At 57.8% G+C, this 24,868-nt stretch carries 24 protein-coding genes; 7 read left to right on the top strand and 17 right to left on the bottom strand.

Annotated features, from left to right (window positions below; translation table 11 throughout):
• Positions 1-24: 24 nt before the first annotated feature.
• Both ACTJKL_RS25280 and ACTJKL_RS25275 read right to left on the bottom strand, forming a co-directional pair.
• On the bottom strand, positions 25-1,266 hold the full coding sequence (locus ACTJKL_RS25280; protein ID WP_440854093.1) for an ABC transporter substrate-binding protein: 1,242 nt from the start codon (positions 1,264-1,266) through the stop codon (positions 25-27).
• 75 nt (positions 1,267-1,341) lie between these two features.
• Entirely contained in the window at positions 1,342-3,708 is a 2,367-nt protein-coding gene (locus tag ACTJKL_RS25275; protein WP_440854092.1) for a beta-glucosidase family protein, read from the bottom strand.
• A gap of 114 nt (positions 3,709-3,822) precedes the next feature.
• Here ACTJKL_RS25275 and ACTJKL_RS25270 point away from each other — a divergent pair, with 114 nt between their 5' ends.
• The gene (locus tag ACTJKL_RS25270; protein WP_440854091.1) at positions 3,823-4,941 is read left to right on the top strand and encodes a helix-turn-helix transcriptional regulator; all 1,119 of its coding nucleotides are present in this window, start codon (positions 3,823-3,825) and stop codon (positions 4,939-4,941) included.
• A gap of 14 nt (positions 4,942-4,955) precedes the next feature.
• Here ACTJKL_RS25270 and ACTJKL_RS25265 read toward each other — a convergent pair whose 3' ends face one another.
• The 4 genes from ACTJKL_RS25265 to ACTJKL_RS25250 form a co-directional block, all read right to left on the bottom strand.
• Positions 4,956-5,132 carry a hypothetical protein gene (locus ACTJKL_RS25265; protein ID WP_440637019.1) on the bottom strand — a complete coding sequence of 59 codons (177 nt, stop codon included), beginning with the start codon at positions 5,130-5,132 and terminating at the stop codon, positions 4,956-4,958.
• A 29-nt stretch (positions 5,133-5,161) separates the two neighbouring features.
• On the bottom strand, positions 5,162-5,320 hold the full coding sequence (tnpB, locus tag ACTJKL_RS25260) for an IS66 family insertion sequence element accessory protein TnpB (RefSeq protein ID WP_440637022.1): 159 nt from the start codon (positions 5,318-5,320) through the stop codon (positions 5,162-5,164).
• A complete protein-coding gene (locus ACTJKL_RS25255) occupies positions 5,317-5,517 on the bottom strand; it encodes a hypothetical protein (RefSeq protein WP_440637024.1) in 201 nt (66 codons plus the stop codon). The genes tnpB (ACTJKL_RS25260) and ACTJKL_RS25255 overlap by 4 nt, the downstream gene beginning before the upstream one ends.
• A gap of 98 nt (positions 5,518-5,615) precedes the next feature.
• The gene (locus ACTJKL_RS25250; RefSeq protein WP_440637026.1) at positions 5,616-6,455 is read right to left on the bottom strand and encodes an AraC family transcriptional regulator; all 840 of its coding nucleotides are present in this window, start codon (positions 6,453-6,455) and stop codon (positions 5,616-5,618) included.
• 219 nt (positions 6,456-6,674) lie between these two features.
• Between ACTJKL_RS25250 and ACTJKL_RS25245 the strand changes: the two genes are divergently transcribed.
• The 4 genes from ACTJKL_RS25245 to ACTJKL_RS25230 all read left to right on the top strand — a co-directional run bounded on the left by ACTJKL_RS25245 (position 6,675) and on the right by ACTJKL_RS25230 (position 10,999).
• Positions 6,675-7,067: a rhodanese-like domain-containing protein gene (locus tag ACTJKL_RS25245; RefSeq protein ID WP_440637028.1), complete on the top strand. Its 393-nt coding sequence runs from the start codon at positions 6,675-6,677 to the stop codon at positions 7,065-7,067.
• A 36-nt stretch (positions 7,068-7,103) separates the two neighbouring features.
• Positions 7,104-8,765, top strand: a complete 1,662-nt coding sequence (locus ACTJKL_RS25240) for an acyl-CoA synthetase (protein WP_440637030.1) — start codon at positions 7,104-7,106, stop codon at positions 8,763-8,765.
• 43 nt (positions 8,766-8,808) lie between these two features.
• Positions 8,809-9,762: an NAD(P)-dependent oxidoreductase gene (locus ACTJKL_RS25235; protein ID WP_440637032.1), complete on the top strand. Its 954-nt coding sequence runs from the start codon at positions 8,809-8,811 to the stop codon at positions 9,760-9,762.
• Positions 9,763-10,057: 295 nt separating this feature from the next.
• Positions 10,058-10,999, top strand: coding sequence for a LysR family transcriptional regulator (locus ACTJKL_RS25230; protein WP_440637034.1), 942 nt, complete (start codon positions 10,058-10,060; stop codon positions 10,997-10,999).
• Between the two features lie 141 nt (positions 11,000-11,140).
• Here the strand turns inward: ACTJKL_RS25230 and ACTJKL_RS25225 are convergent, their stop codons facing one another.
• The 8 genes from ACTJKL_RS25225 to ACTJKL_RS25190 form a co-directional block, all read right to left on the bottom strand.
• A complete protein-coding gene (locus ACTJKL_RS25225; RefSeq protein ID WP_440637036.1) occupies positions 11,141-13,474 on the bottom strand; it encodes a molybdopterin-dependent oxidoreductase in 2,334 nt (777 codons plus the stop codon).
• 9 nt (positions 13,475-13,483) lie between these two features.
• The gene (locus ACTJKL_RS25220) at positions 13,484-14,710 is read right to left on the bottom strand and encodes a CaiB/BaiF CoA transferase family protein (RefSeq protein ID WP_440637038.1); all 1,227 of its coding nucleotides are present in this window, start codon (positions 14,708-14,710) and stop codon (positions 13,484-13,486) included.
• A complete protein-coding gene (locus ACTJKL_RS25215) occupies positions 14,707-16,404 on the bottom strand; it encodes a dipeptide ABC transporter ATP-binding protein (protein ID WP_440637040.1) in 1,698 nt (565 codons plus the stop codon). The genes ACTJKL_RS25220 and ACTJKL_RS25215 overlap by 4 nt, the downstream gene beginning before the upstream one ends.
• Entirely contained in the window at positions 16,401-17,246 is an 846-nt protein-coding gene (locus ACTJKL_RS25210) for an ABC transporter permease (RefSeq protein ID WP_440637042.1), read from the bottom strand. The genes ACTJKL_RS25215 and ACTJKL_RS25210 overlap by 4 nt, the downstream gene beginning before the upstream one ends.
• A complete protein-coding gene (locus tag ACTJKL_RS25205) occupies positions 17,243-18,277 on the bottom strand; it encodes an ABC transporter permease (protein ID WP_440637044.1) in 1,035 nt (344 codons plus the stop codon). The genes ACTJKL_RS25210 and ACTJKL_RS25205 overlap by 4 nt, the downstream gene beginning before the upstream one ends.
• Positions 18,274-19,887 carry an ABC transporter substrate-binding protein gene (locus tag ACTJKL_RS25200; protein WP_440637046.1) on the bottom strand — a complete coding sequence of 538 codons (1,614 nt, stop codon included), beginning with the start codon at positions 19,885-19,887 and terminating at the stop codon, positions 18,274-18,276. Before ACTJKL_RS25200 ends, ACTJKL_RS25205 begins: the two co-directional genes overlap by 4 nt.
• A gap of 354 nt (positions 19,888-20,241) precedes the next feature.
• A complete protein-coding gene (locus ACTJKL_RS25195) occupies positions 20,242-20,418 on the bottom strand; it encodes a hypothetical protein (protein ID WP_440637048.1) in 177 nt (58 codons plus the stop codon).
• 27 nt (positions 20,419-20,445) lie between these two features.
• The gene (locus tag ACTJKL_RS25190; protein ID WP_440637050.1) at positions 20,446-20,700 is read right to left on the bottom strand and encodes a hypothetical protein; all 255 of its coding nucleotides are present in this window, start codon (positions 20,698-20,700) and stop codon (positions 20,446-20,448) included.
• A 150-nt stretch (positions 20,701-20,850) separates the two neighbouring features.
• Between ACTJKL_RS25190 and tnpA the strand changes: the two genes are divergently transcribed.
• On the top strand, positions 20,851-21,294 hold the full coding sequence (gene tnpA / locus ACTJKL_RS25185; protein ID WP_010891468.1) for an IS66-like element accessory protein TnpA: 444 nt from the start codon (positions 20,851-20,853) through the stop codon (positions 21,292-21,294).
• Positions 21,291-21,623, top strand: a complete 333-nt coding sequence (gene tnpB, locus ACTJKL_RS25180; protein ID WP_440854090.1) for an IS66 family insertion sequence element accessory protein TnpB — start codon at positions 21,291-21,293, stop codon at positions 21,621-21,623. The genes tnpA and tnpB (ACTJKL_RS25180) overlap by 4 nt, the downstream gene beginning before the upstream one ends.
• Here the strand turns inward: tnpB (ACTJKL_RS25180) and ACTJKL_RS25175 are convergent.
• From ACTJKL_RS25175 to ACTJKL_RS25165, 3 genes are all read right to left on the bottom strand, one after another.
• A complete protein-coding gene (locus ACTJKL_RS25175) occupies positions 21,531-23,630 on the bottom strand; it encodes a recombinase family protein (RefSeq protein ID WP_440854089.1) in 2,100 nt (699 codons plus the stop codon). The two genes, tnpB (ACTJKL_RS25180) and ACTJKL_RS25175, sit on opposite strands and share 93 nt — an antisense overlap.
• A gap of 286 nt (positions 23,631-23,916) precedes the next feature.
• Positions 23,917-24,378: a helix-turn-helix domain-containing protein gene (locus tag ACTJKL_RS25170; protein ID WP_130521527.1), complete on the bottom strand. Its 462-nt coding sequence runs from the start codon at positions 24,376-24,378 to the stop codon at positions 23,917-23,919.
• A gap of 123 nt (positions 24,379-24,501) precedes the next feature.
• Positions 24,502-24,868: DUF5372 family protein (locus ACTJKL_RS25165; protein ID WP_440854088.1), on the bottom strand; the 367-nt coding region annotated here is incomplete at its 5' end.

Below are 24,868 nucleotides of genomic sequence, written 5' to 3'. Positions count from 1 at the left end.
GCGAGGCGCCGCCCTTCTCAAATATTATTGGCTTTGGAGGATGCCACTCAGGGTCTCGATCGCCGCCTCAGTCGGCATCGTCGGGTCGGTCCAGAATTGCGTGGCGAGATCGGTCAACTGGCCGTTCAGGTCTCCCGCAAGGGCGACATAGGCGGAGTTGACCGCCTCCCCCGGCCTGGCGAGCATGGAGATCCCCTTGGCCGCACAAGCGTCAAGCGAACTGGTATCGACGTCGAGGCGGGACGGAACAGAACCCTTGACCGCGGCGATCTTCGTTTGGACGACCGGGTCCATCACGGTTTCTGCCAGCAGCGTCTGGCCGTTGATGCGGTCCTCATCGCTGTTAACCGGGAAGGCGAAAATATCAACGATCACGGCATAAGCGGGCTTTTCGCTCGGCGTCAGGAAGCAGCCGAACTCCTTCCCGGCCGTCAGCCCGCCCGCGAGAAATTCGCCGCGCGCCCAGTCACCCATGAACTGCATGCCAGCCTTGCCGGTGATGACAAGATTGGTCGTGTCATTCCACGAACGGCCGGGACTTGCCGGATCAGCATAGGTCGAAACCTTGCGGTATAGCTCGAACGCCTTGGGCAGGATCGGAGATTTCAACGCCTGCGGATCGCGTTTGACGAACAGTTCGTTCCAATAGTCCGGTCCGCCCAGCGCAAGGATAAAATCGGTGAGGATCGAGACCTCTTGCCACGGCTCGCCGCCGACAGCAAAAGCGATGTAGCCGGCGGCTTTGAGCTTGTCTGCAGCCGCAAACATATCGTCAATGCTCTTCGGTTCTTCAAGCTTTAATTCATTGAACAGCGACTTGGAATACCAGATCCAGTTATCTGCGTGGATACCCACTGGCAAGGCGACCAGCTTGCCGTCTACATTGAGCTTGTCCCAGATCAGGGGTGCCATCAGCTTCTGCCAGCCGCCGGTTTCTGCCAGATCGTTGAAATCGCGAAGGTGGCCCGCTGCGGCAAGGTCGCGCAGTGCCGCGTTCGGCGTCATCAGGACGGCGGAGGGCGGCTCCCCGCCGGCGATACGGCTGGTGGCGGCAGCTATGGCAGAGTCGAAATCGGCCGACGGGCTGTCGATCCATTTGCCGCCCCGCGCTTTGTAAGCATCGGCGATGGCGTTCATCGCCTTGGATTCACTGGAGCTGGTCCAGTACTGCTGGACATCGACCGTCTGGGCATGTGCTGCGCCGGCTACCGCGAGCAAGCCGAATAGGGTCAGTGTGGAAGAGAGGCGTGTCACGTTCATTTTCATTCCCCTTTTCTGCAACGTGCTGTCGGTTCCGGTTCGACAGGATGGAGAGGCGCCGCTTTCTGCGCCCCGGAAATGTCAGGCGGCCTTGCCGGGAGCAGCACCCAGATCGCGGTTGATGCTGTCGAGAAGAGTGGCCATGTCGCTCTTGGTGATCTTGTCGCCCGCGACCCAGGCCACGGTGTTGTAGATCCCGAGGAAGGAGCCGCCGCAATATTCCAGCATCTTCTCGGTCTCCTCGTCGTCGAGGTCGAGCTGGACCTGTAGGAAGGCGCCGAAGCGCTTGCGGACGAATTCCTGCTCCAGCACCATGGAGGGCTGGCTTTCGACATTTAGGATGGTGAGCGGCAGCGCTGCCGCATCGACATCAACCACGCATTCGCCGCGAATGTCGCGGGAGGAGGCGGCGACCTCGATGCTGAACTTGCCGACATCTAGCAGCCAGCGGCGATAATCCGGGTCGTAGTAGCGCAAATCGCGAGCCTCGACGGTAATGGACACGCGCTTCGTTTCGCCGGGTTGAAGCTCAACCTTGGCGAAGCCCTTCAGTTCCCGCAGCGGGCGAATAAGACGCGGCGCATGAGGACGGGCATAGACCTGCACGATCTCCTTGCCAGCGACCGGGCCGGTATTGGTCACGTCGACGGAAACGGTCAGTGTGCTTTCGGCATCGATTCGCTCACGATCGGCCACGACATTGGCATAGTCGAAGCTGGTATAGCTGAGGCCGAACCCGAAGGGGAAAAGCGGCTGGAGCTTGCGCTTGTCATAGGAGCGGTAACCGACATGGATTCCCTCGCTATAGACATGACGGTTGTTTTCGCCGGGATAGCTGAGGAACCCGGGCGTATCCTCAAGTTGAACCGGGAAAGTGACGGTGAGCTTGCCGCAGGGATTTTGGACGCCGAACAAAATATCGGCCACTGCGCGGCCCGCTCCCTGACCGCCGAAGAAGGCGGAAATCACCGCAGGCGTCTGGCCGATCCACGGCATGACCACCGCATCCGGGATTGCCAGAATGATGGCCATCTTGGCGTTGCGACGCGACAGCCGGTCTATCAACTCGTCCTGGCCGTCATGCAGGTTGAGATGGGCACGGTCCGAACCTTCGCCGTCATAGCCCACTTCGGTATTGCCGAAGAAGAGCACGATATCGGCAGCGTCGATATCGGCGAGCGCGGCCTGTTCCGTGGCGCAGCCGGCATCGAAATCGGTTACCCCATGGAAGCTGATAGCCGCGGTGGGGGCCAGCCGGCGGATTTCGTCAAGCGGAACATCGACATCGGTCGGCCGGGTGGTGGCGCAGCCGGATCCTTGGATGACCGGCTCCTTCGCAGCAGCGCCGACCACGACGATGCGCTTCAGCTTTGCCCCGTCCAGCGGTAGCAGCCCGCCCTCGTTCTTCAGCAGGACGGTCGATTCCGCGGCCATGCGCCGCGCCAGTGCATGATGCTTTCTGTAATCCACCGTCACATCGTCGCGGGCGCCATTGTGGGCCGTGCGCACCAGCTTAAGGACGCGCTGGCAAGCCTCGTCGAGCGCTTCCATCGACACGCGGCCATCCTTTACGGCATCCAGCAGTTCCTGCTTGCGCGCGCCGCTTTCGGGCATGTCAAGATCGTTGCCGGCGTTCAGCGAGGCGGGGCGGTCCTTGATGCCGTGCCAATCGGACATGACGAGGCCGTCATACCCCCATTCGTCGCGCAAAACCTCGGTAAGCAGCCAACGGTTTTCGGCAGCCTGAACGCCGTTGAGGCGATTGTAGGAACTCATCACCGTCCAGGGATTGCTCTTGCGGATCGCCCGCTCGAAGCCTTTGAGGTAGATTTCGCGTAGCGCTCGTTCCTCGACATCCGAACTCATCGTGGTGCGCTGCACCTCAGAATTGTTGCAAGCAAAGTGCTTCAGCGATGCGCCTACGCCGTTGTCCTGCATGCCGTTGATGACGGCGGCGGCAATATCGCCGGAAACGACCGGGTCTTCGCCATAATATTCGTAGGAGCGACCGGCCAGGGCCGTGCGGCGGATATTAATGCCGGGGCCGAGCAGGATGTGGACGCCGAACGCCTGACATTCGACCGCCAGCGCTTCGCCCAGTTCGTAGGCCAGATCAACATCCCAGGAACAACCGAAGGAGGAGCCGTTCGGAAAGCAAGTGGCCGGACGGGTGGCGCCGAAGGCGCCCTCGACGCCACGCGACGGGTCCGCATTGACGACGCTGAGGAACGAGGCAAGCTGGCTGTCGCTATCCTGCGGACCCTCGATCTGGTCGATCGAATAGCGCACACCGTAGGTGCCGTCAGTCATGAGGATTTCCGGGATGTTTAGACGGTAGTTGGTTGCTGTGCGCCACAACCCCTGGCCGCTTACCAGCGCCACCTTTTCTTCAGGCGTCATCTGGTCCAGCAATCCGGCCAACTGCTTGTCGGAAATGTTCCATTTCATCGGTCGTCTATCCTAATTTTGCGGGCACAGGCCAGCCTACTCCGGCAGGCCTCCTCGCCTTTGCGGCTCCCACGCCGCGCCAAAGAATGTCTTAACGATGTCACAGGAAACGCGATGCATCTAGCCGCGAAACTTGTTCTGGATATAGATCAGTTTTTGATATTTAGTGCTTTTGAAAGTAGGGAGGAGCACATGAACGTCGCCTATCTTAGTCAGGACCACTGGTGCGAGCGGAGCGGTTGTGGATTCGAAGATCACGGTCCATTCGGCCAATCCTACTGCCGAGCCTTTGTACATGGCTACGCCGACGTACCATACCACTGGCACCGGGAAATGGAGATAGTTTTCGTTCTGCGCGGGAGCTTCCGTCTGATCGTCAACGGGCAGGTCTGCGAGATGCACAAGGACGACCTCATCATCATCAACGGCGATGTCCCCCACAATTCCACGTCGATTTCCCGCGATGCATTGATCTGCGGCGTGCATCTCGACAGCAGCCATTTCGAGCGCATGGGACTGTCAGGGTTTTCCAGCCGGCAGTATCTCTGCCGCACGTTCCTGCATTGCCGCTCTTTCATGAACAAGGTCGCCCCGATCAAATCGCTGATCGCTCGCATTATTGTCGACCAGGCCGGTCGGCCCGAGGAAGAAATGGCGCACCAGACCGTCGCCAATCTCTTGGCTTGCTATGTCTACCGCTGGATACCCTTTGAGGATGCCGAGACCGCGAATGCCCAAATGCGCGCCGACAGCCGCAATCGCATCTTGCGCATTATGGATTCGCTCGGCGGCCAGGACGAGGGCCAGCACCTCAACGAGATCGCGGAGGCGGAAGGCTTGACCGTCAGCCATCTTTCACGGCTGTTCAAACGGCATCTGGGCATCGGTTATCGCGATTATTCGCAAAACCTGCGGCTCGATAGCTGCGCGGGCGATCTGCGCACCACCGACGATACGATCAGAACGATCATGGAGCGCAACGGCTTCGGCAATCCCGCCGTCTTCTACAACAAGTTTCGGGCCCGATTTGGTAGTAGCCCGGCGGAATTTAGACGCGGCAGCCGCCCTCTCCGTCCGCAGAGCCTCCTTACCGACGAGGATACTTCCACGGCTTTGAAAATTCTTTCCACTCATGCGGCAGGATTAGGCAGGGCCGCAGACCTGGCAGTCGGGCTGAACGCAGCAAAGCGCCATGTCGTCCTGAGCGCTCCTCACCATGCCAGCCTGAGCTGACGTTGGGATCTAGGCTAGCAGTCAAGCTTGCTTTTTCGAAAGCAAGTGTCGATGAGCTGGTTAAGCGCCTTGTGCACCCTGCCGATGAATCGGTCGCCCGCACCCGTAAGGCTGACGCCGCCATGCCCGCGAATGAACAGGGCAACGCCAATTAACTTTCCGGCTTCAAGCCGCTTCAGGTAAAGTGACATGCCGATCCCGTCGTGCCATAGAACGTTGATCAGATGACCCTTGCGACCCGAAAGCAGAAGATTTCGCCGCTATGACGATCGCGGCCAAGATCGTGTTGCACTTTCAGCGCCAGGCTGTTCATACCACAGAGCATGTCCGTTACACCATCCGCGATCGATACCTTCACCCCAGCCGGAAAGGCGATCATGACGCATCCAGGACCGGCCACAGCCGGGCAAGGATGGTCGGATCAAGCGACGCCGAGATCATCAGCCGTCGGCCGTTCGGCAGGCCGATCTCAATCGTTGGCTGCTCGGGCAGTGGGCCCAAACCGCGGCGCACGTTCACGTTGACAGCGGCGCGAGCTCCTTCGGTGTCATAATGCTCTTTCGTCACTACGGGCACACGCCGACTTCCTTCATGGATGCTCTCTCCTCCAATTGACGTTCTGACGAACATCACTCTGGCACATTGCGATGCCGTCGGGAGGGGCATCCACTCCATCAGCTCTTAGTGGAAATCAACAGCTCACGACAAAGGAACAAGCTATCGGTGCGCCCACCGTGTTGGGTAAGCCATCCCGTGGGCGAGCATCCCATTTCCCTGCGAAACGCGTAGGTAAATGCAGAGGTGGAGCTGAAACCTAGGTCGAGCGCAATGTCCGTTACCCGCCGTTTCGCGCTTAACCATTCTACAGCTCGGAACAGACGCATTCGATGACGCCAGAGATGTAAACTCATCCCAACCTCGGCATTGAAATGGCGGGCGAGAGTTCGCGAGGACAGTCCGGCATCGGCTGCCCAATCATCTATATGGCGCGGATTGTCAGGGCAAAAATAGAGCACTTCGCAGATGTCACGTAAATGACTGCTTCGAGGCCAAGGAAGGTGGAAATCAAGCTGCCTAAGCCGTGTTATCTGAGAAAGTACGACAGCATCGAGTCTGTCACGGTAAAGCGCCTCGTCGGCATCCTGCGCGATTGCCGCGATTTCCACGATCAGCAAGCGAAGAAGCGGGGAGACGGAAAGAACGCTGCACTTCTCAGGCATGCCGAGGTCGGGCGCCTCCCCAATATAGAGGTTTCGGAACTCTACGTCGTCAAGAGCGGCTGTAGTGTGGCGCACGCCGGCCGGAATCCAAATCCCCTGCTCCGGTGTGATGACATAGCGCGCGTCATCAAGCGTCACTAAGAGTGTTCCTGCGGTGGCATAAACGAACTGGTTCCACGAGTGCACATGCATGGGAAAGGCATGCCGGGCTGCAAGCGCCTGAGATCGCAAGAAGACCGGGCGGGGCAACGCAAGGATTTTCGGGACATCGACGGTGTGCCAAACGCGTTTCATGAGAATACCCCCTGATAGAAAATGTCTGATTGTTGATGCCAGTGGTCTGTTTATCGAAAGACAGACAATTCGACAACGTCTATGCTCGCTTGCGATTGGCTGGCCTTGGCGTCGACGTCGGGCCAACTCGCTCGAGCCCGCCTCGCTATTCAGTATATCGCAGCGATTGGATTGACCCCGCGGCACATCAAATTGGTTCAAAATGAACGGAGAGGACGTATGGCAATTGGTTACAAGCAGATGCTCGCCGAAGCTGACGCCGAAGTTGCGTCGGTAACTGTCGAAGAAATGGCGGGGCGTTTTAGCTCTGACGATATCGTCATGGTCGATATCCGCGACCCGCGAGAATTAGAACGCGATGGCATGATCCCAGGTGCATTCCACGCTCCCCGAGGGATGCTCGAATTCTGGATCGATCCAGAGAGCCCTTACCACAAACTGGCGTTCGCGCAACGCAAAACCTACGTATTCTACTGCGCGTCCGGCTGGCGCTCGCTGCTTGCTGCCCGTCTTGCCATGCAGATGGGCCTTGATGCCCGCAGCCTACGCGGGGGTTTTGGAGAATGGAAAAAGCAGGCGCAACCCGTCGGCGAAAAAGCTGCGCGCGGCTAAAATCAGCCGGAATGACCTGCGGGAAGGAATATGCGAATGGAAAAATACGAGGATGGTTTGGGCCGGTGCCCGGCCAATCACCAGCCGTTGACGCCTATCTCATATCTTGAGAGGGCCGCGTTGACCTACCCCGATCAATTGGCGGTGGTTCACGGAGCAACCAGAACCAGCTACCAAGAACTATGGCTGAACTGCCGGCGGCTGGCGTCGGCACTCATCAAGCTTGGAATTGGAAGGGGCGACACCGTCTCGGTGCTTTTGTCCAACACGCCGCCAATGATAGAAGCGCACTATGGCGTAGCCATGGCTAATGGCGCAGTGCTGCACTCGCTGAACTATCGGTTGGACGGACCGGCTATCGCGTTTCAGCTTGATCATGCCGATAGCAAAGTGCTGATTGTGGATCGCGAATTTTCAGCGCTCGCCGCGGCAGCACTCTCGACGCTCGATAATCCTCCGATCGTTATCGACTACGACGACCCCGAGTTCCCCGTAGATGCTCCTCAACCGAAAGGTCCGCGCATCGGGTCACTGGATTATGCCGAGTTTCTTGAAGCGGGTGATCCGGAATTCGTTGCTCAACCGCCCCAAGACGAGTGGGACGCAATCTCGCTAAACTACACCTCCGGCACGACCGGCAACCCCAAGGGCGTGGTCTGCCATCACCGTGGGGCAGCCCTCATGGCGCTGAACAAGACAATCCATGGGGAAATGAGCGGGCATCCCGTTTATCTTTGGACATTGCCTCTCTTCCACTGCAACGGATGGAGCTTTTCTTGGACTGTGTCCGTCCAGGCAGGTACTCATGTCTGCCTACGCTGGGTTCGGTCTAAGTCGATCTACGATCTTATAGTAGAACATCGGGTAACCCACCTTTGCGGCGCGCCTATCGTCATGTCGACATTGCTAGACTCTCTAGACGAACACAAACGCCGCTTTTCTCATGAAGTCCTCTTCATTACCGCCGCTGCGCCGCCCCCGGCGGCCGTTCTGGCTGCGATGAAGGAAGCGGGGTTTCGCGTCCTGCATCTCTACGGATTGACGGAAACCTACGGTCCGGCCGTGGTCAATGAATGGAAAGCCGAATGGGATGAACTTCCGCCTGCTGATCAGGCCGCACGCAAAGCACGCCAAGGTGTTCGCTACCTCTCGATGTCGGACGTTGCGGTCCTGGACCCCAGGACTATGGAGCCGGTTCCCGCCGACGGGGAGACGCTTGGTGAAGTGATGATGCGGGGCAGCGTCGTAATGAAGGGCTATCTGAAGAACAGGAAGGCGACTGAGGAAGCGTTTGCCGGTGGCTGGTTCCACACCGGCGACCTCGGAGTGTTGCATGCCGACGGTTACATTCAACTCAAGGACCGCTCGAAGGACATCATAATTTCCGGAGGAGAAAACATCTCTTCGATCGAGATCGAGGATGTGCTGTACCGTCATCCAAAAGTATCGCATTGCGCCGTTGTCGCGATGCCTGATCCTAAATGGGGCGAGCGGCCCGCAGCATTTGTCGAACTGCGTCGGGGTGTGGAAGCAAGCGAAGAGGAACTGCTTGACTACTGTCGAAGCACACTTGCCCGTTTCAAATGCCCATCTAGGATTATCTTCCAGGACCTGCCGAAGACCTCAACCGGCAAGATACAGAAATTCGTGCTTCGAGCTCGTGCCGAGGATTTGGCCTCAGACGGCAGTGCCGGGTGACCGCATTTAGACCGTCGCTTGTCGTCCTGAGAAAGGAAGAATTGTGGTTCAGTCTGCCCCCCTTGTTGTCGTCAATCACCTTGGTGAAGCGCTGGGCAATGCCCTGTCCGCGCATCCATGCAAGCCTATCGTCGAAACGGTTTCAACGCTCAACCGACCGTGGGCTATACGTGAAGATGCGAATATTCTGATCACTGGAACGCTTCCGGGCTGGCGTGACGCGCCTGAACAGGCGCCGTCAGAGCTGTCGGACCTCGGTTGGATCCAGACAATATCTGCTGGGGTGGATATTTTTCCGAGGTGGCTCCTGTCCGGGCGGCTTGTCTCGACGGGGCGCGGACTGACATCCTCCTTAGTTGCAGAATATGTAATGGCGGCAATTCTGCGGACGCAGAAACCCCTCGAACTAACGGCCGTGCGCGGAAATATATGGACTAGCGCGCCTCTGGGGGCAGTGGCAGGACAGCGGCTTGGTATTGCAGGTTTTGGGGCCATTGGCGTGGAAATTCTCCAACGAGCCAGAGCCTTCGAGATGGATGTCTCCATCTTACGGCGCGAGCCGCCCGCCGAGGCACCCGCAGGCGCGCGTTATTGCTCCGATATCGAGGAGCTTATCGGCTGGGCCGATCATCTCGTACTTGCCCTGCCATCAACGTCCGAAAGCCGCAACTTGCTGAACCGGTCACGGCTTCTTTCGGCTCGGACCGGGCTACATTTGATCAATATCTCTCGCGGTGATTTGCTGGATCAAGAGGGTCTGATCGCCGCAGTCGATGCCGGATGTATTCGGTGTGCGACGCTGGATGTCACCGATCCCGAACCGCTGCCCATCGGGCATCCAATGCTTAACCATCCGAATATCTTGATCACTCCCCACAATGCGTGGACCGGAGGAGACTCAAATGCCGCCTTTACGGCGCGCGTCTTACGGGGGCTCACCGCCTACGCCAATGGCGACAAGCCAGACTTTCAGGTTGATGTGGAGCGGGGCTATTGAGCCGGAGGAAGGGCAATTCGTTTATCGCCTCAGAATGCACGCGAGCGGTACCGAAAAGCCGGCAATGCAGTCCGCTTTCCACCTAAGCTGTTTTTTCGAGGGAGCGCTGGCTTCCCGCACAGTTTTACCGGAGCCCTTGGAGTAGTGCGGTTGGAGCTTCCAAACGAAGTTCTTGAGTCTAGACGTGCACCGGGCACGTCGTAACGTTTCTGGTTATTGTTCCGATATCCTGCTACTGTTGACTATGCACTGTAGCGGTGTGTCGATGTCGTTTCGACGAACGAAAGGAACACCCTTGGACCTAAGACAGATCAAATGTTTCGTGGCGCTCGTTGAGGAAGGCAGCGTGACGGGCGCAGCAAGGCGCCTGAATGTTGTGCAGCCTGCCGTCAGCATGTCCCTGCGCAAGTTCGAGGATGAATTCGGAGTCGTCCTATTCGACCGGACCGCGCGTGGTGTTGTCGTTAGCCAAAAGGCACGCGGACTGTACGAGATCTGCGTCCATATTTTGGATCAGGTAGCTGCGGCAGCGGATGTGTTGCGGTGCGGCGACATCGAGACCCCTACTACGCTTACCGTTGGGTCGTTACCGTCGGGGGAGTACAGCCTGCTTCCGGTTGCACTTAGCGCGGTCGCGGAGGCATTTCCTGGCTGCAAGATTACCAGTCGCCACAGCTTCAACGAAGAGCTTCTCGACCGTGTGTCGCAGGGACTATTGGACATTGCCATCGTAAGCGAGATCAAGAAGCATGAGCGGCTTCCACATGATTATCTAGGGTCAGAGCGGCTCTTGTTCGTGGGCGCGCCGGGAAGTGGACTGGAGCGGATGAAAAGCATTTCCGCTGCGTCCATCGCCAAATATCGCATGGTGCTGAGTCCGGTTCTGCGCCGGCGGTTCGAGAATGACTTCGCTCGTGCCGGAATCGAACTAACGGCCGCGGTCGAGGTTGATGCGGCGAACAGCATCTTTGGAATGTTGCGCCAACCGGGCTGGTTTTCGATCCTTCCCGCCAGTGCTTTCTGTGGGATGCCGGACGGCGAGTTTGCGGTGACGCCGATATGCGAACCTGCAATCGAACGCGATCGCTGGCTCGTATGGTCTCGCGGTCGTCCGTTGTCCATGGCCGCGACGTTGTTTGGCGACGTAGTGCGCAAGCTTCTAACGGCGAATGCGTATTGCACTGTTCCCGACACAAATGCGCCTGTCGTGAAAGGCTTACCCGCAGCGAGCGAATGACGGTATCCGCCGCAGACCTCGAAGCGGAGCAACTCGACCCCAAGCATTTTCTGGGTTGCATTGAAGCCGCGTCTCTCTACGGCAGAAAGAGCATTAAGTCTCACGCTAGCGGTCAGCCGACTCACGAACTGTTCCATTGATTCAGAGGTCGGTCTCGCGTTTTAGAATTGGCCGATCGAAGGCCGTAATGGGCGGGGGACTGCCTGAATATCGGCGAATGTCGGCGAGACAGGACTGGGCGGAGCAGCCCTGTGATAGGCTTGATGCACCGCGGTCGAGTGTCAGCGCGTTTGGGTTACCGTGGAGTTCAATTGCGCCATCGGCATCTGTGCCCGGATCATACCATGCACCAGTTGCTAAACGGATCACGCCGGGCATGATGCCAGGGATGATAGTTCCCGTGGCAAGACAGCGTCCGCGATCGTTGTAGATTTCCACCAGATCGCCGTCGCGGATGCCCCGTAGTGCCGCATCGGTGGCGCTCATATACACCTGTTCGCGCCCGTTGCGCTTGCCCTTCTGACTGCTGGTGCCATGGTCCAATTGGCTATGTAGTCGAAATTTCGGTTGATCCGACAGCAGGTGCAAGGGCCACCTCGCCGCCATATCTCCCCCGAGCCATTCGAACGGTTCAAGCCAGACTGGATGACCCGGGCAATCAGAATAGCCGAAGCTGTCAATCGTTTCCGAAAAGATTTCGATGCGACCTGAGGGCGTGCCGAGCGGATGACGGTCTGGATCCGCCCTAAACTGCGACAACAGCACCGAAGGCTGCGCTGTGTCTCTGAAATCCAGCAACCCCTTATCCCAGAAATCCTCGAAGGTAGGCAGAGCGGAGTCAACGGTCGGATGGCTGCGGTATACGTCGTAGATGTTTTTCAGCCAGCCCATTTCATCGCGGCCTTCGGCAAACACTTGCTCGAGACCGAGCCGCTGTGCGATGCCGCGGAAAATGTCAAAGTCACTGCGCGCCTCGCCAAAAGGTGTTGTGATCTGTTTCATTGCGACCAGCACGCCTTCGCGTTTGGCGTGACCGATATCGTTTCGCTCTACAGAGAGGGTCGCAGGCAGAACTATGTCCGCCATCTTCGCGTTCGCGGTCCAGAACTGTTCATTCGCAATAATCGTGTCCGGGAGTTGCCAGGCCGATGAAAGCCGGGCCAGATCCTGATGGTGATGGAAGGGGTTACCACCTGCCCACAAGATAAGACGAATATCGGGATAAGTGTGCGTCTGCCCATTGTATACAAACGAGCCTCCCGGATTGAGCAGCATATCCGTGATGCGAGCGCAGGGTATAAACTCCGCTACCGGATTGCTACCCTGGGGAAAGGTCGGGCCAGGCAGAAGTGGGTGGGGGCTCCCGATGGCGTTGGTAGTTCCATAACCCACAGCGAATCCACCGCCAGGCAAACCAATCTGGCCCAGCATCGCGGCCAAGGTTACCAACATCCAGAAAGGCTGCTCGCCATGCGCGGCCCGTTGCAGCGCCCACGCGGCGTTTAGCATCGTACGGTGCGTGGCCATGTCACGTGCCAGTCGGACAATTTCATCTTGAGGGACGCCGGTGATTGGCGCGGCCCAGTCCGGCGTTTTTGGCGCGCCGTCAGTCTTGCCTAGAAGATAAGGAACGAACCGATCGAACCCCGTGCAGTAGCGCAAGACAAAGTCTTCGTTCCAGAGGTCTTCAGTAAAGAGCACATGCGCAAGCGCGAGCATGAACGCGGTGTCCGTGTTAGGACGTAGCTTTATCCAACGATGTTCAGCGCCGACATCGAGATTGTCATTCACCGGCCCGATGTTGACAAACCTAGTTCCTAGAGCGCCCATAGCCCTCAGTCCCGCATCGGTCCGATGCTCGCTGGCTCCGCCCGACGAGATCTGCGCGTTTTTAGAAGGAACGCCACCGAATGCGACGAAAAGTTCTGTGTTCTCCGTAAGGTTCTGCCACGAGGTGTGCTCGGCCATCAGCGCGTCCATGGGAGCAACAACATGTGGCATCAAAACCCGTCCCGCTCCAAGGCTGTAGGTGTCGGAATGCGCCACATAACCACCGGCCAGGTTCAGAAACCGGTGAACCTGGCTTTGCGAATGATGGAACCGGCCAGCGCTAGCCCACCCGTACGAACCGCCGAAGATTGCATTATTACCGTGTTTTGAGCGCACACGCTCCACTTCTCGCGCGACAAGATCCAGCGCAGTATTCCAGTCAACCTCAACGAAACTATCCGATCCGCGATGGCCCAGAGCCGGGCCGGGCCCATTATCAAGCCATCCGCGTCGAACCGCCGGTCGTTCGACCCGCATACGATTGAGGTCGGCATCGATGCGATTAAAGCCTATTTCCGGTGGCCAATCGTCCTTATGCCAAGATTTTAAAACGGGTGTGCCGTCTCCATCCGTCTCGACCTCGTAGATGCCCCAATGCGCGGCGGTATAGTGTTTCGATGTGCCCTGGACTAAAGGTTTGCGCATAGAGTTTCCTCAGGTTACCCCGTTTGCTCGGAAGGCCTCGATCTCGTGCTCGTCATAGCCAAGGTCGGCACCAAGAATGTAATCCGTATGAGCGCCCAGCTGCGGGCTAGGCCGCAGTGGTGTCATCGGCGTATCGGGATAACGCAGCGGACTGTGTGCCATGGTGATAGCGCCAAATTCCGGGTGCTGCATACCTGTCAGCATGCCTCGCTCGAAGAGATGCGGATCATGCGTAACTTCGTCAAGCGTGCGGATTGGCGCACACGGCACGCGGGCGGCAATTAGGCGGTCGAACAGCACGGCCTTCGGATGTTGGCACGACCAAGCGCCAACCAAATCATCCAACTCGTCCATGTTACGCACACGGTCGGGCATTGTGGCAAAGCGCACATCCTGAGCTAACGCCGATGCGCCCATTGTCTCAACCAGCGCCATCCAGTGACCATCATTATTGCAAATGATCGCGATGTGGCCGTCCGAGGTCGGGTATACATTATAGGGAGCTAGCGACATTCCGCCGTGCCGGTTGCCGGTGCGTAGTGTTTGCCGCGCCCCGCCATATAACAATCCCAGCGATGAACTGAGGGAGTGATACACAGCCTCGAGCATCGATACCTCAACTACACGGCCCACGCCCGTACGCTCGCGCCCGAGAAGGGCCGTTGCGATTGCGCCGTAAAGGTGGATGCCGCCGAAAAAGTCGCAGATCGCGGGGCCGACTTTCATTGGGGGGCCGTCCGCATAACCGGTGATGCTCATAACCCCGGACATTGCCTGCACGGTCAAATCCATCGCCGGATAGGAAGTGTACGGCCCAGATTTTCCATAACCTGAGCCCGAGGCGTAGATAATGCGCGGATTTCGCTTTCGCACAGTGTCCACGCCCAGACGCAGTCGGTCCATGACGCCGGGAGCAAAGTTCTCGACAAGCACATCGGCCCGGTCGATCAGTTCCAGAAGTATGCGGTGTCCGTCTTGCGTCTTCAAGTCGAGTGTGATGGAATCCTTATTGGCATTAAGCAGGGCAAATGGCAGGGCTGCACCGCTCTGTGCGCTCCGCTTGCGTAGGTGTTCGCCGTCGCGCGGTTCGACTTTGATCACACGTGCGCCAGCCATGGCAGCAAGAAAAGTGGCATATGGACCATTGTAGATCTGGGTCAGATCAACAATCGTCAACCCGTCCATCGGACCTTTTTCCTGCTCGAACATCTGATCGGAATTCATGATCGACTTCATTTGGACACACCTGAGGCAATAGCCGTCTCGGGCACCGCGCAATTTCGAGACGCATGCTCTGTTGGATTGAAATGGGGAATGGCGTGAAGCAACTCGCGCGTATATTGCGACCGAGGATCCGTGAATAGCGAACTCCCACCGATCTCCTCGACCTTGCCCAGCCGCATTACGACAACATTTTCACACATCATGCGAACCACATTCAGGTCGTGGCTCACGAACAGGAAGGCCATACCGTCTTCGCGCCGCAGGCGGTCGAGCAAGCTCAAGATGATTGCCTGCACCGAAACATCCAACGCCGCCGTAGGCTCATCGAGAACTAAAAGGCGTGGTCTCACAGCGATTGCGCGCGCTATGCCAACGCGTGCCTTCTGGCCGCCCGACAGCTGGTGCGGAAAGCGACCAAGGAGGTTCTCCGCAAGGCCAGCACGGGCTGCAGTCTCGCGGACTCTCTCTCGAAGCTCCGGCCCGCTGCGCAATCCCTCAAGGCGGCAAAGGGGGTCGGCGATGCTGTCGAACACTGAAAAACGCGGGTTCAAACTGTCGTCCGGGTCTTGAAAGACGATCTGGATGTCCCTTCGCTGTGGTGCGCGGTGAAAAACGCGCGTGGAAATCGCGCCAATGTCTTTGCCATCGAAGAGGATCGTGCCTTCCGAATGGGAGATGAGGCGGCAGATGATGCGAGAAATCGTGCTTTTACCACTGCCTGACTCGCCTACCAAACCCATGCTGCCGCCGGCGGGAATATCAAATGAGACATTGTCTACAGCCGTGACATTGCCGAACCGCTTGAGGAGATTGCGAACTTGCAGAAGCGGTGGCGCACTAGAATCCGGGACGGAGGGTGGCAGAACAGCGCCCGCCGGCTCATGAGACTCCGACACGCGCGCCATATCCTCGATCGTCGAAGTCGGCGTTGGCGATGCGTTGACCAGTTTTTTCGTGTAGGGATGCTGCGGCGTCAGGAAGATGGATTGCGTCGGACCTCGTTCGACGATGTTCCCTCTCTCCATGACGACGATATTGTCGCAATACTGTGCAGCAAGACCAAGGTCGTGCGTGATCAGTATCGTCGACATGTTGCGATCCGCTGTGATGCTGGCGAGCAGGTCCATGACGGTCTTTTGCGTCGTCACGTCGAGCCCGGTTGTGGGTTCGTCCGCGATGAGCAGATCGGGGCGGCACGCGATCGCGATAGCAATCATGACGCGCTGGCACATGCCTCCGGAGAGCTCGTGGGGATAGGCTTCGAGCCTCAGTTCCGGATCCCGTATCATCACCGCCTTCAGGAGTTCGAGTGCCTCGGCGCGCGCCTCCCGGGCAGTCATGTTATTGTGTGCCCGCAGTGCGTCAGCGATCTGCAGCCCAACAGTCCGTATTGGATTCAGTGCCGAACGAGGGTTTTGAAAGATCATCGACATTGCGGCGCCGCGCATGGTCCGTAATTCGGACTCGGGCAAGCGTGTGACGTCAATCCCTTTGTAAAGGACGCGGCCATTAACGATGTTTGCCGACTTTGCTAGCAGCCGGGTAATCGCGTAGGCTGTCACCGACTTGCCTGAGCCGGACTCGCCGACCACGCCAAGAGTTTCGCCGTCTTCCAATCCGAAGGATATGCCGCGTAGCGCCTCTACCGGTCCGTTGCGTGTAGAAAAGACAACACGTAGATCCTCTATACTCAATAGCTGGGTCATGTACGCATCCTGGGATCGAGAATGTCGCGCAGGCCATCCCCCATGAGGTTGAAGCAAAGAACGGTGAGCATCAGGGCAAGACCGGGAAAGGCCACCAGCCACCATTGTCCCGCGGTGATAAAGCGGGCGCCTTCAGCGACCATGATGCCCCACTCCGGTGTCGGCGCGACCACGCCCAGTCCCAAGAAGGAGAGACCAGCGGCGTTGATAATCGCCCAGCCGAGATTGAGAGAAATCTGCACGGCCATGGCAGGCATGATGTTAGGCAGCAGGTACTTAATCACGACCGAGACATCATTGTGGCCCCCGGCACGGGCCGCCTCCACCCAACCCGCATTGCGCCGGACATTCACTTCGGCTCGCGCGAAACGGATATATATGGGCAGATTAATCACCGCCGTAGCGATGATAATGTTTTGGACGGAATTGCCCAGCACGGCCACAAGCGCCATCGCCAGAACGAAAAGCGGGAACGCCATGAGCACGTCGACAAGGCGTCCAACCCAACGGTCCAGCCAGCCGCCCATATATCCGCAAAAAGCCCCGACCAGGGAGCCGCTTATAAACGAAACGACCACCGCCGAGGCTGCAATCGCGAGATCTAGCCGAGTTGCAACGATAAGCCGCGAAAGGATATCACGACCAAGCTGATCGGTACCAAAAAGATGTTGCGCGCTGGGCGGTTGCAACGCGTTTGCGACGTCCGTCGCTAAGGCGTCGTAGGGTGTGATCCACGGAGCGAGCATGGCAATCACGACTAGGCAAACGATTCCAGCCATTGCGATGGATGTGATGAGATTGCCGCGCATGACCCAGACGACGTGGGAGAATGTGCTGTTCATTCGATACTGACCCTTGGATCGGCAATGCCATAAAGAATGTCGATTACGAGATTCACCAACACGAAGATGCCGGCCATCAGCAGGACGAAGCCTTGAACTGGGGCGTAATCGGATGACACCAATGCATCGAGTGTGTAAGAAGCGACACCTGGCCAGGAAAATACCTTCTCGACCAAAACATTTGCCCCCAGCATCGTAGAGAAGACGACCCCTGCGATGGTGAGCACCGGAAGAAGCGCGTTACGCAGTGCATAAGTTACAACAACGCGTGAATTGCGTAACCCGACCGACTTTGCGGTTCGAATGTACTCGCTCCCTAGAACTCCAAGCATCGACGCCCGGGTCATCCTGGCTAGTGGCGCCAATACAAATAGGGCCATGGTGCACGCCGGCAGGATGATGTTGGCCAATGCCGAGCGCCATCCCGCCCAATCGCCGACAAGCGCGAAGTCAATGAGAAGAAATCCGGTAATGTCCGGTGGCGTTGCAACGAAGATGTCGATCCGCCCCGTTGGATCGGGAGCGATGCCAAGCAGGTAATAGAAGAGGTAAATCAGCATCAAGCCTGATACGAAGGTGGGCATGCAGACGCCAACCGTGCAGAATAACCTGATTGCATGGTCGATAAGCGACCCAGGCTTAAGCGACGAGAGCACCCCCAGCGGAATCGAGACGGCAAGCGCGATGAACAATGCGACTAATGTCAGCTCAAGCGAAGCCGGAAGCCGTTGCAGCATATCCTTTAGCACTGGTTGACCAGTCATCAAAGAGTTTCCGAGATCTCCCCGCGCGACATCTCGCAGATAGATTGCCAGTTGAACGGGAAAGGGCTTGTCGAGCCCCATTTTCTCACGCATTTCCGTAATCTCTTCCTGACCGGCTGTGACCGATGAAGATGTGAAGAAGACCGCAGGGTCACCAGGGAGGATGCGCATGAGGATGAACGTGACGATAACGACGCCGAGAATAGCCGGAATCGAGGACACGATGCGCCGCCTAAAGCGGCGCCCGATTGACACCAAGATATTCATGCTCGAACCAGATCCCGATAGTCGGCCTGGCGATAGTAGTGATAGGTATAACCTTCAATCGAGGGTGCCATGACTACATCGATGTTTGCCTGATAGGCCAGGACTGACGGATTTTCTTCAGCCAGAATGGCAATCATCTCCTTGCAGTACGCGTCGTACTTGGCTTGATCAGCTTCAGTTCTCGCCAAGTTTACCAACTCGACAATCCTCTCATTTGTCCAGTTAGCTAAATTCCAGCGTTGATCGCGCGTGAAGTATACCCAGAAGAAGTAGAATGTTTCGGGCAGCCAAGCGCTACCGCTTTCGATATAGAATGGCAGGCCTTTCTTTTCCGCCTGCATCGTGAAGAGCTGTGCGTCCGGGACTTTCTGGATAGTAACACGAATGCCTATGTTGGCGAGGGACTCCTTGATGAGAGCTGCGATAGGTTCGCCGACGGCCGCATAACCAATTGCGAATGTAAACGTGGTATCAAAGCCATCGGGATGACCCGCCTCAATCATCAGCGCCTTCGCACGGTCGAGATCTGTGTGATTGGGAAGCGGCTGTGGAAAATCAGGGGTTGGCGGTTCATCCGTCCATTGGGCGCCGAACAGCTTTTTCCCACGCCCGAATAGGGCGGCTTGAAATATTTCCTCATAAGGTAGGGCGGCTGCGACAGCCTGACGGACCTTAGGGTTGTCGAAGGGCGCTAGTTTGGTGTTGAAAGAAATGTGGGTGAACCCATTGGTCGGGGAGATTGGCACCACCTTGGCTACGCCCCGCTCCTTGAGCGAGTTGATGTCACTGGCCTGGACATCCAACGCGAGGTCTGCGTCGCCCCGTTCCACAAGATTAGCGCGCGTCGCGGGTTCTGGCACGGTCTGGACGACAATCCGCTCAAAATGTGCGATATTCCCGTCGCGACCGCCCTTCCAGTTGTCGTTCCGGCGTAGTACAACCTGCTCCCCCGGCTTATATGATTCTATCATATAAGCGCCCGATCCTGCGGTGTTGTTTTTCAACCATTCCAGCGCCCACGGGTCTTCCGCTGTTGCATGCTGCTTCGCCAGCTTGGAATTGAAGATCGCGCAGAACGGCAGACCGAGGTTCGGAAGCGCCAGACGGTTAGCGTCAGGCAGATTGATTTCGACTATGTGAGGTCCGGCAATGACGAACTGATCCGTCTTCGTCATACTGCCGCTTTGGAGCTGGGCTGGCGCATTAGTTTTGGCCGAAACCATGCGATCAAGTGACCATTTGACATCCTCGGCGGTCACAGGCGAACCGTCGTGCCAAGTCGCGTCGGGCCTCAGATGGAACGTGAGCTTCAACCCGTCGGCGCTCTTCTCCACGCGTTCTGCGAGCTCAGGAACGATAACGCTCTGGTCGAATGTCCATTGACCATCAACCATCTTGCGGCCAAAGCTGATCAGCCTGTCATATACGCTCATGGTCACGCAATAGCTCTCGCGCGAAGCCCCTAGAAGGCTTGAATCGAGAGAATTCACCCCGCCTCCCATCACATGGCGCAATGTCGCCCTACGATCCTGCGCGTGGCCGAGTCCAGCATAGGCTGTAAATCCGAGCGCAAGACTGCCGGCAAGATAGACTCGTCTAGTAATATCCATAATGTTCCCCTTTTGATTGCGGATATTGTGTTCGCAAAAGGCTTACTGCGGAGGATATTGGCGACTTCTGGGACCGTTTGCGAAGGCGTCGAGTGACGTTATCTCGTAGTTTGGAAAACTGCGTAACTCGCGAAAAGGACAGATTGGCTGTCTTTGAAGCGCAACCTTCTCCTCGCTTTCGATATCATGGCAGCACCTCTATCCGTTCGGCAAATAAGTTTGTGTGATGCAGGGCCATCAAGTGGTGTGACCTCAAAGGCGACAGGGTCTCGTCTAGGTCTCCTCGGCGAAGGTTTAGGTTAACGCACCGAGCTCGCGACGGAACAGCTCGCCTCGCGGATCTTGCCCGTCTTGCTATCGACGGCTGGCAGCTTCTTGCCCAACGAAGAGCCTGTCGCCGGCGGCATGCGCCTCCCGCATTGCCGGTAAACGACGCGTTACAATTCGCAAAACAGTTTTGCAGAAACGGCTATAGTCGTAGCCATCGGCATGAATGCTGTGATTTTCTTCCTGAAGGGTGAGCAGCGTCACGCCTAACTTCTTAAAACTATAGAAAACCTAGGCCCAGTTTGGCTCCGGCCGCCGCCGCCTGCCCTGCTTGACCCGGCAATTGAAAAGCCGACCCTTCAGGGCATCGTCCGTTAAGTTATGCGAGAGGGACCAACTTAACCACACCGTCGCGCCCCGCTTGAGGTTGTCCTGCGTGGTGCCGCCGACAATCTCGAGGATCATTTCGATCTCGCCACTGCTGGCCCCGCCTCCGTCAAGCCGGAACATCTGTCCTATAATGGTCAATCTTCTGTTTGCCGGCATCAAAATCTCCTCGTTTACCGGGAGGCTTGATTCCAAAGTTCTTAGCCCAGGGGGATATTCAGTAAGCGCCGTCTCCACCCCATTGGATTAGCTGTATTTTGAGGCTTTCTGCGTGTGCGAAAAGGTTTCCAGGACTATCTGGAGATTGGCATGGCAGATGATGGATTTGTTGGGCGCTACGAGGTTGTCGAACCGCGTCGTGGAAACCGACGTTGGCCGGATGATATGAAGGCGCGGATTGTCGCGGAAAGCTTTGAGCCTGGTGTTCGTGTTGCTGATGTCGCGCGCCGTCACGACGTTGTTCCACACCAGCTTTCCTTCTGGCGCCGGCAAGCGCGCGAGGGCATTCTGGCCCTGCCTTTTGAGGCTATGTCGGGCCCGTCGGAGATCGGGGATGGCGAGCCTGCCTTTGTACCTTTGGCGATTGCGGTGGAGCCGAGCGAGACTGTGAATGTTTTGGCGCCGCCGCTGCCGGCGGCGGTTTTGCCGGTCTTGACGCTGGAGATCGGCCCGGACGTTGTGATGCGGGTTCCTGGCGATGTGCCGGTTGAGCGCGTGGCGGCTCTGGTGCAGGCAGTACGAGGGACGACATGATCGTCGCTGGCCATCGACTGCCAATCCTGATCGCAACGCGTCCGGTGGACTTCCGCTGTGGGCATCAGGCGCTGGCTTTGATGGTGCAGACCGAATTGAAGCTCGACCCGCATTCCGGGGTGACGGTTATCTTCCGGTCGAAGCGCGGGGATCGCCTGAAGATCCTGGTATGGGATGGCACCGGAATGGTGCTGATCTACAACGATCTGCATTCATACTGCATCTCTCTTTCGGGTTCAGTTGAAGGTTTTGGCGTGTCTGGCATTTTCCTTATGGGCGGCGACGCGATCGACGAGCTGGTTCCATCGACTGCATTGCTTTTGCGGTAAATCTGTCTTCGGAAGCTCGTACAGGTGGTAGTGTCCGTTGTAAGCATGGCTGGTGACGAGGCCATGTTCAGCCCATCTGGCGAGGGTATGTTCATGGATATTGAGGTGCGCAGCCGCCTCCTTTTTTGTCAACATTCCACGATCCCGGAGCCGGTTATAGCGCGATCTCAGCTTGTATTCGCGAACGAGGTAGGTGACGCGTTTGGTTGTGAAGCGGGCGTTGCGCTGGTCACGGCGCGTCACCGAGCCCGGACGGTATCCCTGATTGTTGAGAATCTCTGCGATCTCGGAAAAAATATGATCGTCGAGGAGTTTATCGATCAGTTGGATGACGTCGGGGTTCGTCTTGACCTGCTGGCTGGGCGATTTTGGGCTGATGGTGACGAGTGTCTGGGTTTTACCGCCCTTGAAGCGAATATGAGCCTTGGTCGTGCCTCTCTTCGGTAGTTTGAGGAGGGTAACGTCCTCAATGATGTGGGCAAGCAAGCGCTTTCGTTCGCGGTTCGGGGTCTCTGGATTGGTCCAGAGTTTTTTGAAGTCCGCCGTCATGGCGACCAAGCGCTCGTGGACGGCCTTATCAAGGATGAATTGATCGTGCTCCTGGCCGCGCTCGCGCTCTTCGCGGGCATTGGCTAAGATGCGGAGCTTCTCGTTCCATTCGCCTTCGAGCGTGTCGGCGACGAGGCGGTTGTTGGGATCGACGAGCATGAAACGGCGCTGGGCGAGATCGGCCTCCGTTTGGGCGCGCTCGATTGCGCGACAGCGCAGCCGGTCCGCCTCTTCATGCCGCGCTTCGATCTCTTTGCGGACTTCGAGCGCCAGTTCGACGGCGGCCGGCGTCATCTGCTCTGCGATCAGCATGCCGATGGCTTCGTCGATGGGAGGCGCGGCGATCGCCTGGCATAAGGGTTCACCGCGATTGGTACGGGCGCGATCACAAACGTACCAGGCTTCCTGCCGGCCGCGCCGGGCAGCATAGCGCATGTGAAAATGCCTGCCGCATTGCCCACACACGGCGCGCCCCTGCAGCAGCGCCGGGCCTTCGCGCGGAGGTGATGCGACCCCCGCGTTCCATTTATGGCAGATGTTCGACGTTAGAATCCTGAGGTTCTCCTGATGCTGCTCCCAACTGATGTAGCCGGGATGGGCATCTGGAATACATGCTGTCCAATCGTCACTACCTTGTTTGCGCACGAGCTTCTTGCCATCAATGGTTCGTCTATAGCGACGGCGTCCATAGGCATAGGCTCCGGCGTAACGTGGATTGTGCAGGACGCGCATCGCCGTCGAAGGCGTCAGTGGCCGGAAAACCGTCTGGCTGCCGTGCAGACGGGAGGGAAAGAGAATGCCCTCTTGACGAAAGGCCTTGACGGTCTGGGAGGCGGATCCGACGCGAGAGAATGTCTCGAAGAAATGGGCGATTGTCTCTCTGACTTGCATGTCCGGATCAAGCGTCACGTTGCCGGAATGGTCATAGACCAGCCCGGTCGGGAGGGGGCAACGGAACTCGCCACGCCGGGCCTTATTGAGGATGCCGCCGCGCAGCCGTGCCTTGATCACATGCAGTTCGGCCTCACTCATTGTTCCCTTGAGGCCGAGCAGGAGCCGGTCGTTGAAACTACCCGGGTCATAGACGCCGTCCTCGTCGAGGATCAGGGTATCGGCGAGAGCACAGATCTCGAGCAGCCGCTGCCAATCGGCATTGTTGCGCGCCAGACGAGAGACCTCCAGGCCCATGACGATCCCGGCATGCCCCATGCCGACATCGCTGACCAGCCGCTGAAATCCCTCACGCCAGACCGCCGATGCGCCGGATTCGCCTTGATCATTATCGATGACGATAATCTGCTCCTCGCGCCAACCAAGGGCGATAGCACGGCCGCGAAGCGCATATTGGCGCATGGCGCTCTCGGTATTGTCGATGACTTGCCGCATCGAAGATTGGCGGATGTAGAGGTAGGCGCTGCGTTCACGGTGATGAGACTGGACTTTGAGGTGTAGATTCATGGTGCTCTCCGTTGGTGGATGCTCATGGCGATGGTCGCCAGGACATGAACGACGGCGCTGAGGTCGCCGTGCGCCGGTCGGATGGCCGATGACAGGTAAAACTGGCCTTGATCAGGGCATGCCGCTGCAGGCAGTGCGCGGGCCCATCCCCACATGCCGCGGCGCAGAAAAAGCATGAGGCCGCTACGGGCCTTGAGCGGCAGAACTTCGCCGAGAGCTGCGCTGCGCAGCACCTCGTACTGGTCCGCGGTGGCCGGCAATGAACATGCCGATGCCGTGGCAACGTCTAGCGGATCGTTTTTTTTAACAGCCGCTCGATCGTCCTGGGATGAAGTGCGACATCGAGTTCGTTGCGGACCAGCTTGGCGAGTTCGCGCGCACGAACGGGCTCGCCCGGGACCAACCTCGCCTGGAGAAATGCCAGGACTTCGTCGTCGACCTTGTGGGGACCGCGGGGTCCCGGCTTTGCCGGTACCAGTCCGGCAATCCCACTCGTGTCGAAGTTTGCCTTGGCCTGGTAGTAGGTTGGCCTGGAAACACCATACTCGTCGGAAGCGTCCGTTACCGAGACATTGTCGATGGAGACGCGCCGCAGCATCTCGTATTTGACCTGGACGGCGTCGTGCGGATCGAAGAACTCGCTTCCCTGGAACTTCGGGTCGCGCACCTTCTCGGGATTTGGATTGAAGGTGCCCTCGTCGAGGAGGGTATCCATCTTTGATCGCTTGCCGCCGTACTTCGCAGGCATTGTAGGTTCCGGGTGCAAGATCGAGTATTAATGTAAATCTATTTATACCGCCATTCTCGTTTAAATCAAGAGCGATCCCACATTGTGTCACCAGAAATTGGCAGATATTATAGGATTTACGGCTCATTGCGGGGCCTCTTGCGGCATAATCTGGTTTACACTAGCGGCATAATTATCCTTACACTCCGCTGCCAACCTGCCACAGAGGTGTTCCACCATGCTGGCTAGTTCCATCAAGTTCGAAACCAGCAAGAGCGCGCGCCCATTGCTCGCGACAACTTCTGGATCAATGCTCACAAGATCAGTCCATTGAGGGGGAAGCGGCCATATGGCGCCATCCTCGGTCTGCAAAAGCAGACGGTCGCCCTGCAAGTTACCTCGCTTCCCAACGCAGGGCAGCTGCCGGCCGAAAAGAGGATGAAACTGATGGGTAACCAGCACTAGCTGCTGATCTGCGCCCGAAGGGGCTGCATTCTCAGATAAGGTACAA

Source organism: Sinorhizobium sp. 22678, from assembly GCF_052044265.1.
Lineage (GTDB): Bacteria > Pseudomonadota > Alphaproteobacteria > Rhizobiales > Rhizobiaceae > Sinorhizobium > Sinorhizobium meliloti_A.
The sequence above is the reverse complement of the archived record's forward strand: the minus strand, read 5'-3'. Positions and strand labels throughout refer to the sequence as shown.

Coding starts and splice junctions, on each gene's coding strand:
- ACTJKL_RS25280 (WP_440854093.1), bottom strand. CDS start 1,266: ATGAAAATGAACGTGACACGCCTCTCTTCCACACTGACCCTATTCGGC.
- ACTJKL_RS25275 (WP_440854092.1), bottom strand. CDS start 3,708: ATGAAATGGAACATTTCCGACAAGCAGTTGGCCGGATTGCTGGACCAG.
- ACTJKL_RS25270 (WP_440854091.1), top strand. CDS start 3,823: ATGCATCTAGCCGCGAAACTTGTTCTGGATATAGATCAGTTTTTGATA.
- ACTJKL_RS25265 (WP_440637019.1), bottom strand. CDS start 5,132: ATGTCACTTTACCTGAAGCGGCTTGAAGCCGGAAAGTTAATTGGCGTT.
- tnpB (WP_440637022.1), bottom strand. CDS start 5,320: ATGATCGCCTTTCCGGCTGGGGTGAAGGTATCGATCGCGGATGGTGTA.
- ACTJKL_RS25250 (WP_440637026.1), bottom strand. CDS start 6,455: ATGAAACGCGTTTGGCACACCGTCGATGTCCCGAAAATCCTTGCGTTG.
- ACTJKL_RS25245 (WP_440637028.1), top strand. CDS start 6,675: ATGGCAATTGGTTACAAGCAGATGCTCGCCGAAGCTGACGCCGAAGTT.
- ACTJKL_RS25240 (WP_440637030.1), top strand. CDS start 7,104: ATGGAAAAATACGAGGATGGTTTGGGCCGGTGCCCGGCCAATCACCAG.
- ACTJKL_RS25225 (WP_440637036.1), bottom strand. CDS start 13,474: ATGCGCAAACCTTTAGTCCAGGGCACATCGAAACACTATACCGCCGCG.
- ACTJKL_RS25220 (WP_440637038.1), bottom strand. CDS start 14,710: ATGAAGTCGATCATGAATTCCGATCAGATGTTCGAGCAGGAAAAAGGT.
- ACTJKL_RS25215 (WP_440637040.1), bottom strand. CDS start 16,404: ATGACCCAGCTATTGAGTATAGAGGATCTACGTGTTGTCTTTTCTACA.
- ACTJKL_RS25210 (WP_440637042.1), bottom strand. CDS start 17,246: ATGAACAGCACATTCTCCCACGTCGTCTGGGTCATGCGCGGCAATCTC.
- ACTJKL_RS25205 (WP_440637044.1), bottom strand. CDS start 18,277: ATGAATATCTTGGTGTCAATCGGGCGCCGCTTTAGGCGGCGCATCGTG.
- ACTJKL_RS25200 (WP_440637046.1), bottom strand. CDS start 19,887: ATGGATATTACTAGACGAGTCTATCTTGCCGGCAGTCTTGCGCTCGGA.
- ACTJKL_RS25190 (WP_440637050.1), bottom strand. CDS start 20,700: ATGCCGGCAAACAGAAGATTGACCATTATAGGACAGATGTTCCGGCTT.
- tnpA (WP_010891468.1), top strand. CDS start 20,851: ATGGCAGATGATGGATTTGTTGGGCGCTACGAGGTTGTCGAACCGCGT.
- tnpB (WP_440854090.1), top strand. CDS start 21,291: ATGATCGTCGCTGGCCATCGACTGCCAATCCTGATCGCAACGCGTCCG.
- ACTJKL_RS25175 (WP_440854089.1), bottom strand. CDS start 23,630: ATGAATCTACACCTCAAAGTCCAGTCTCATCACCGTGAACGCAGCGCC.
- ACTJKL_RS25170 (WP_130521527.1), bottom strand. CDS start 24,378: ATGCCTGCGAAGTACGGCGGCAAGCGATCAAAGATGGATACCCTCCTC.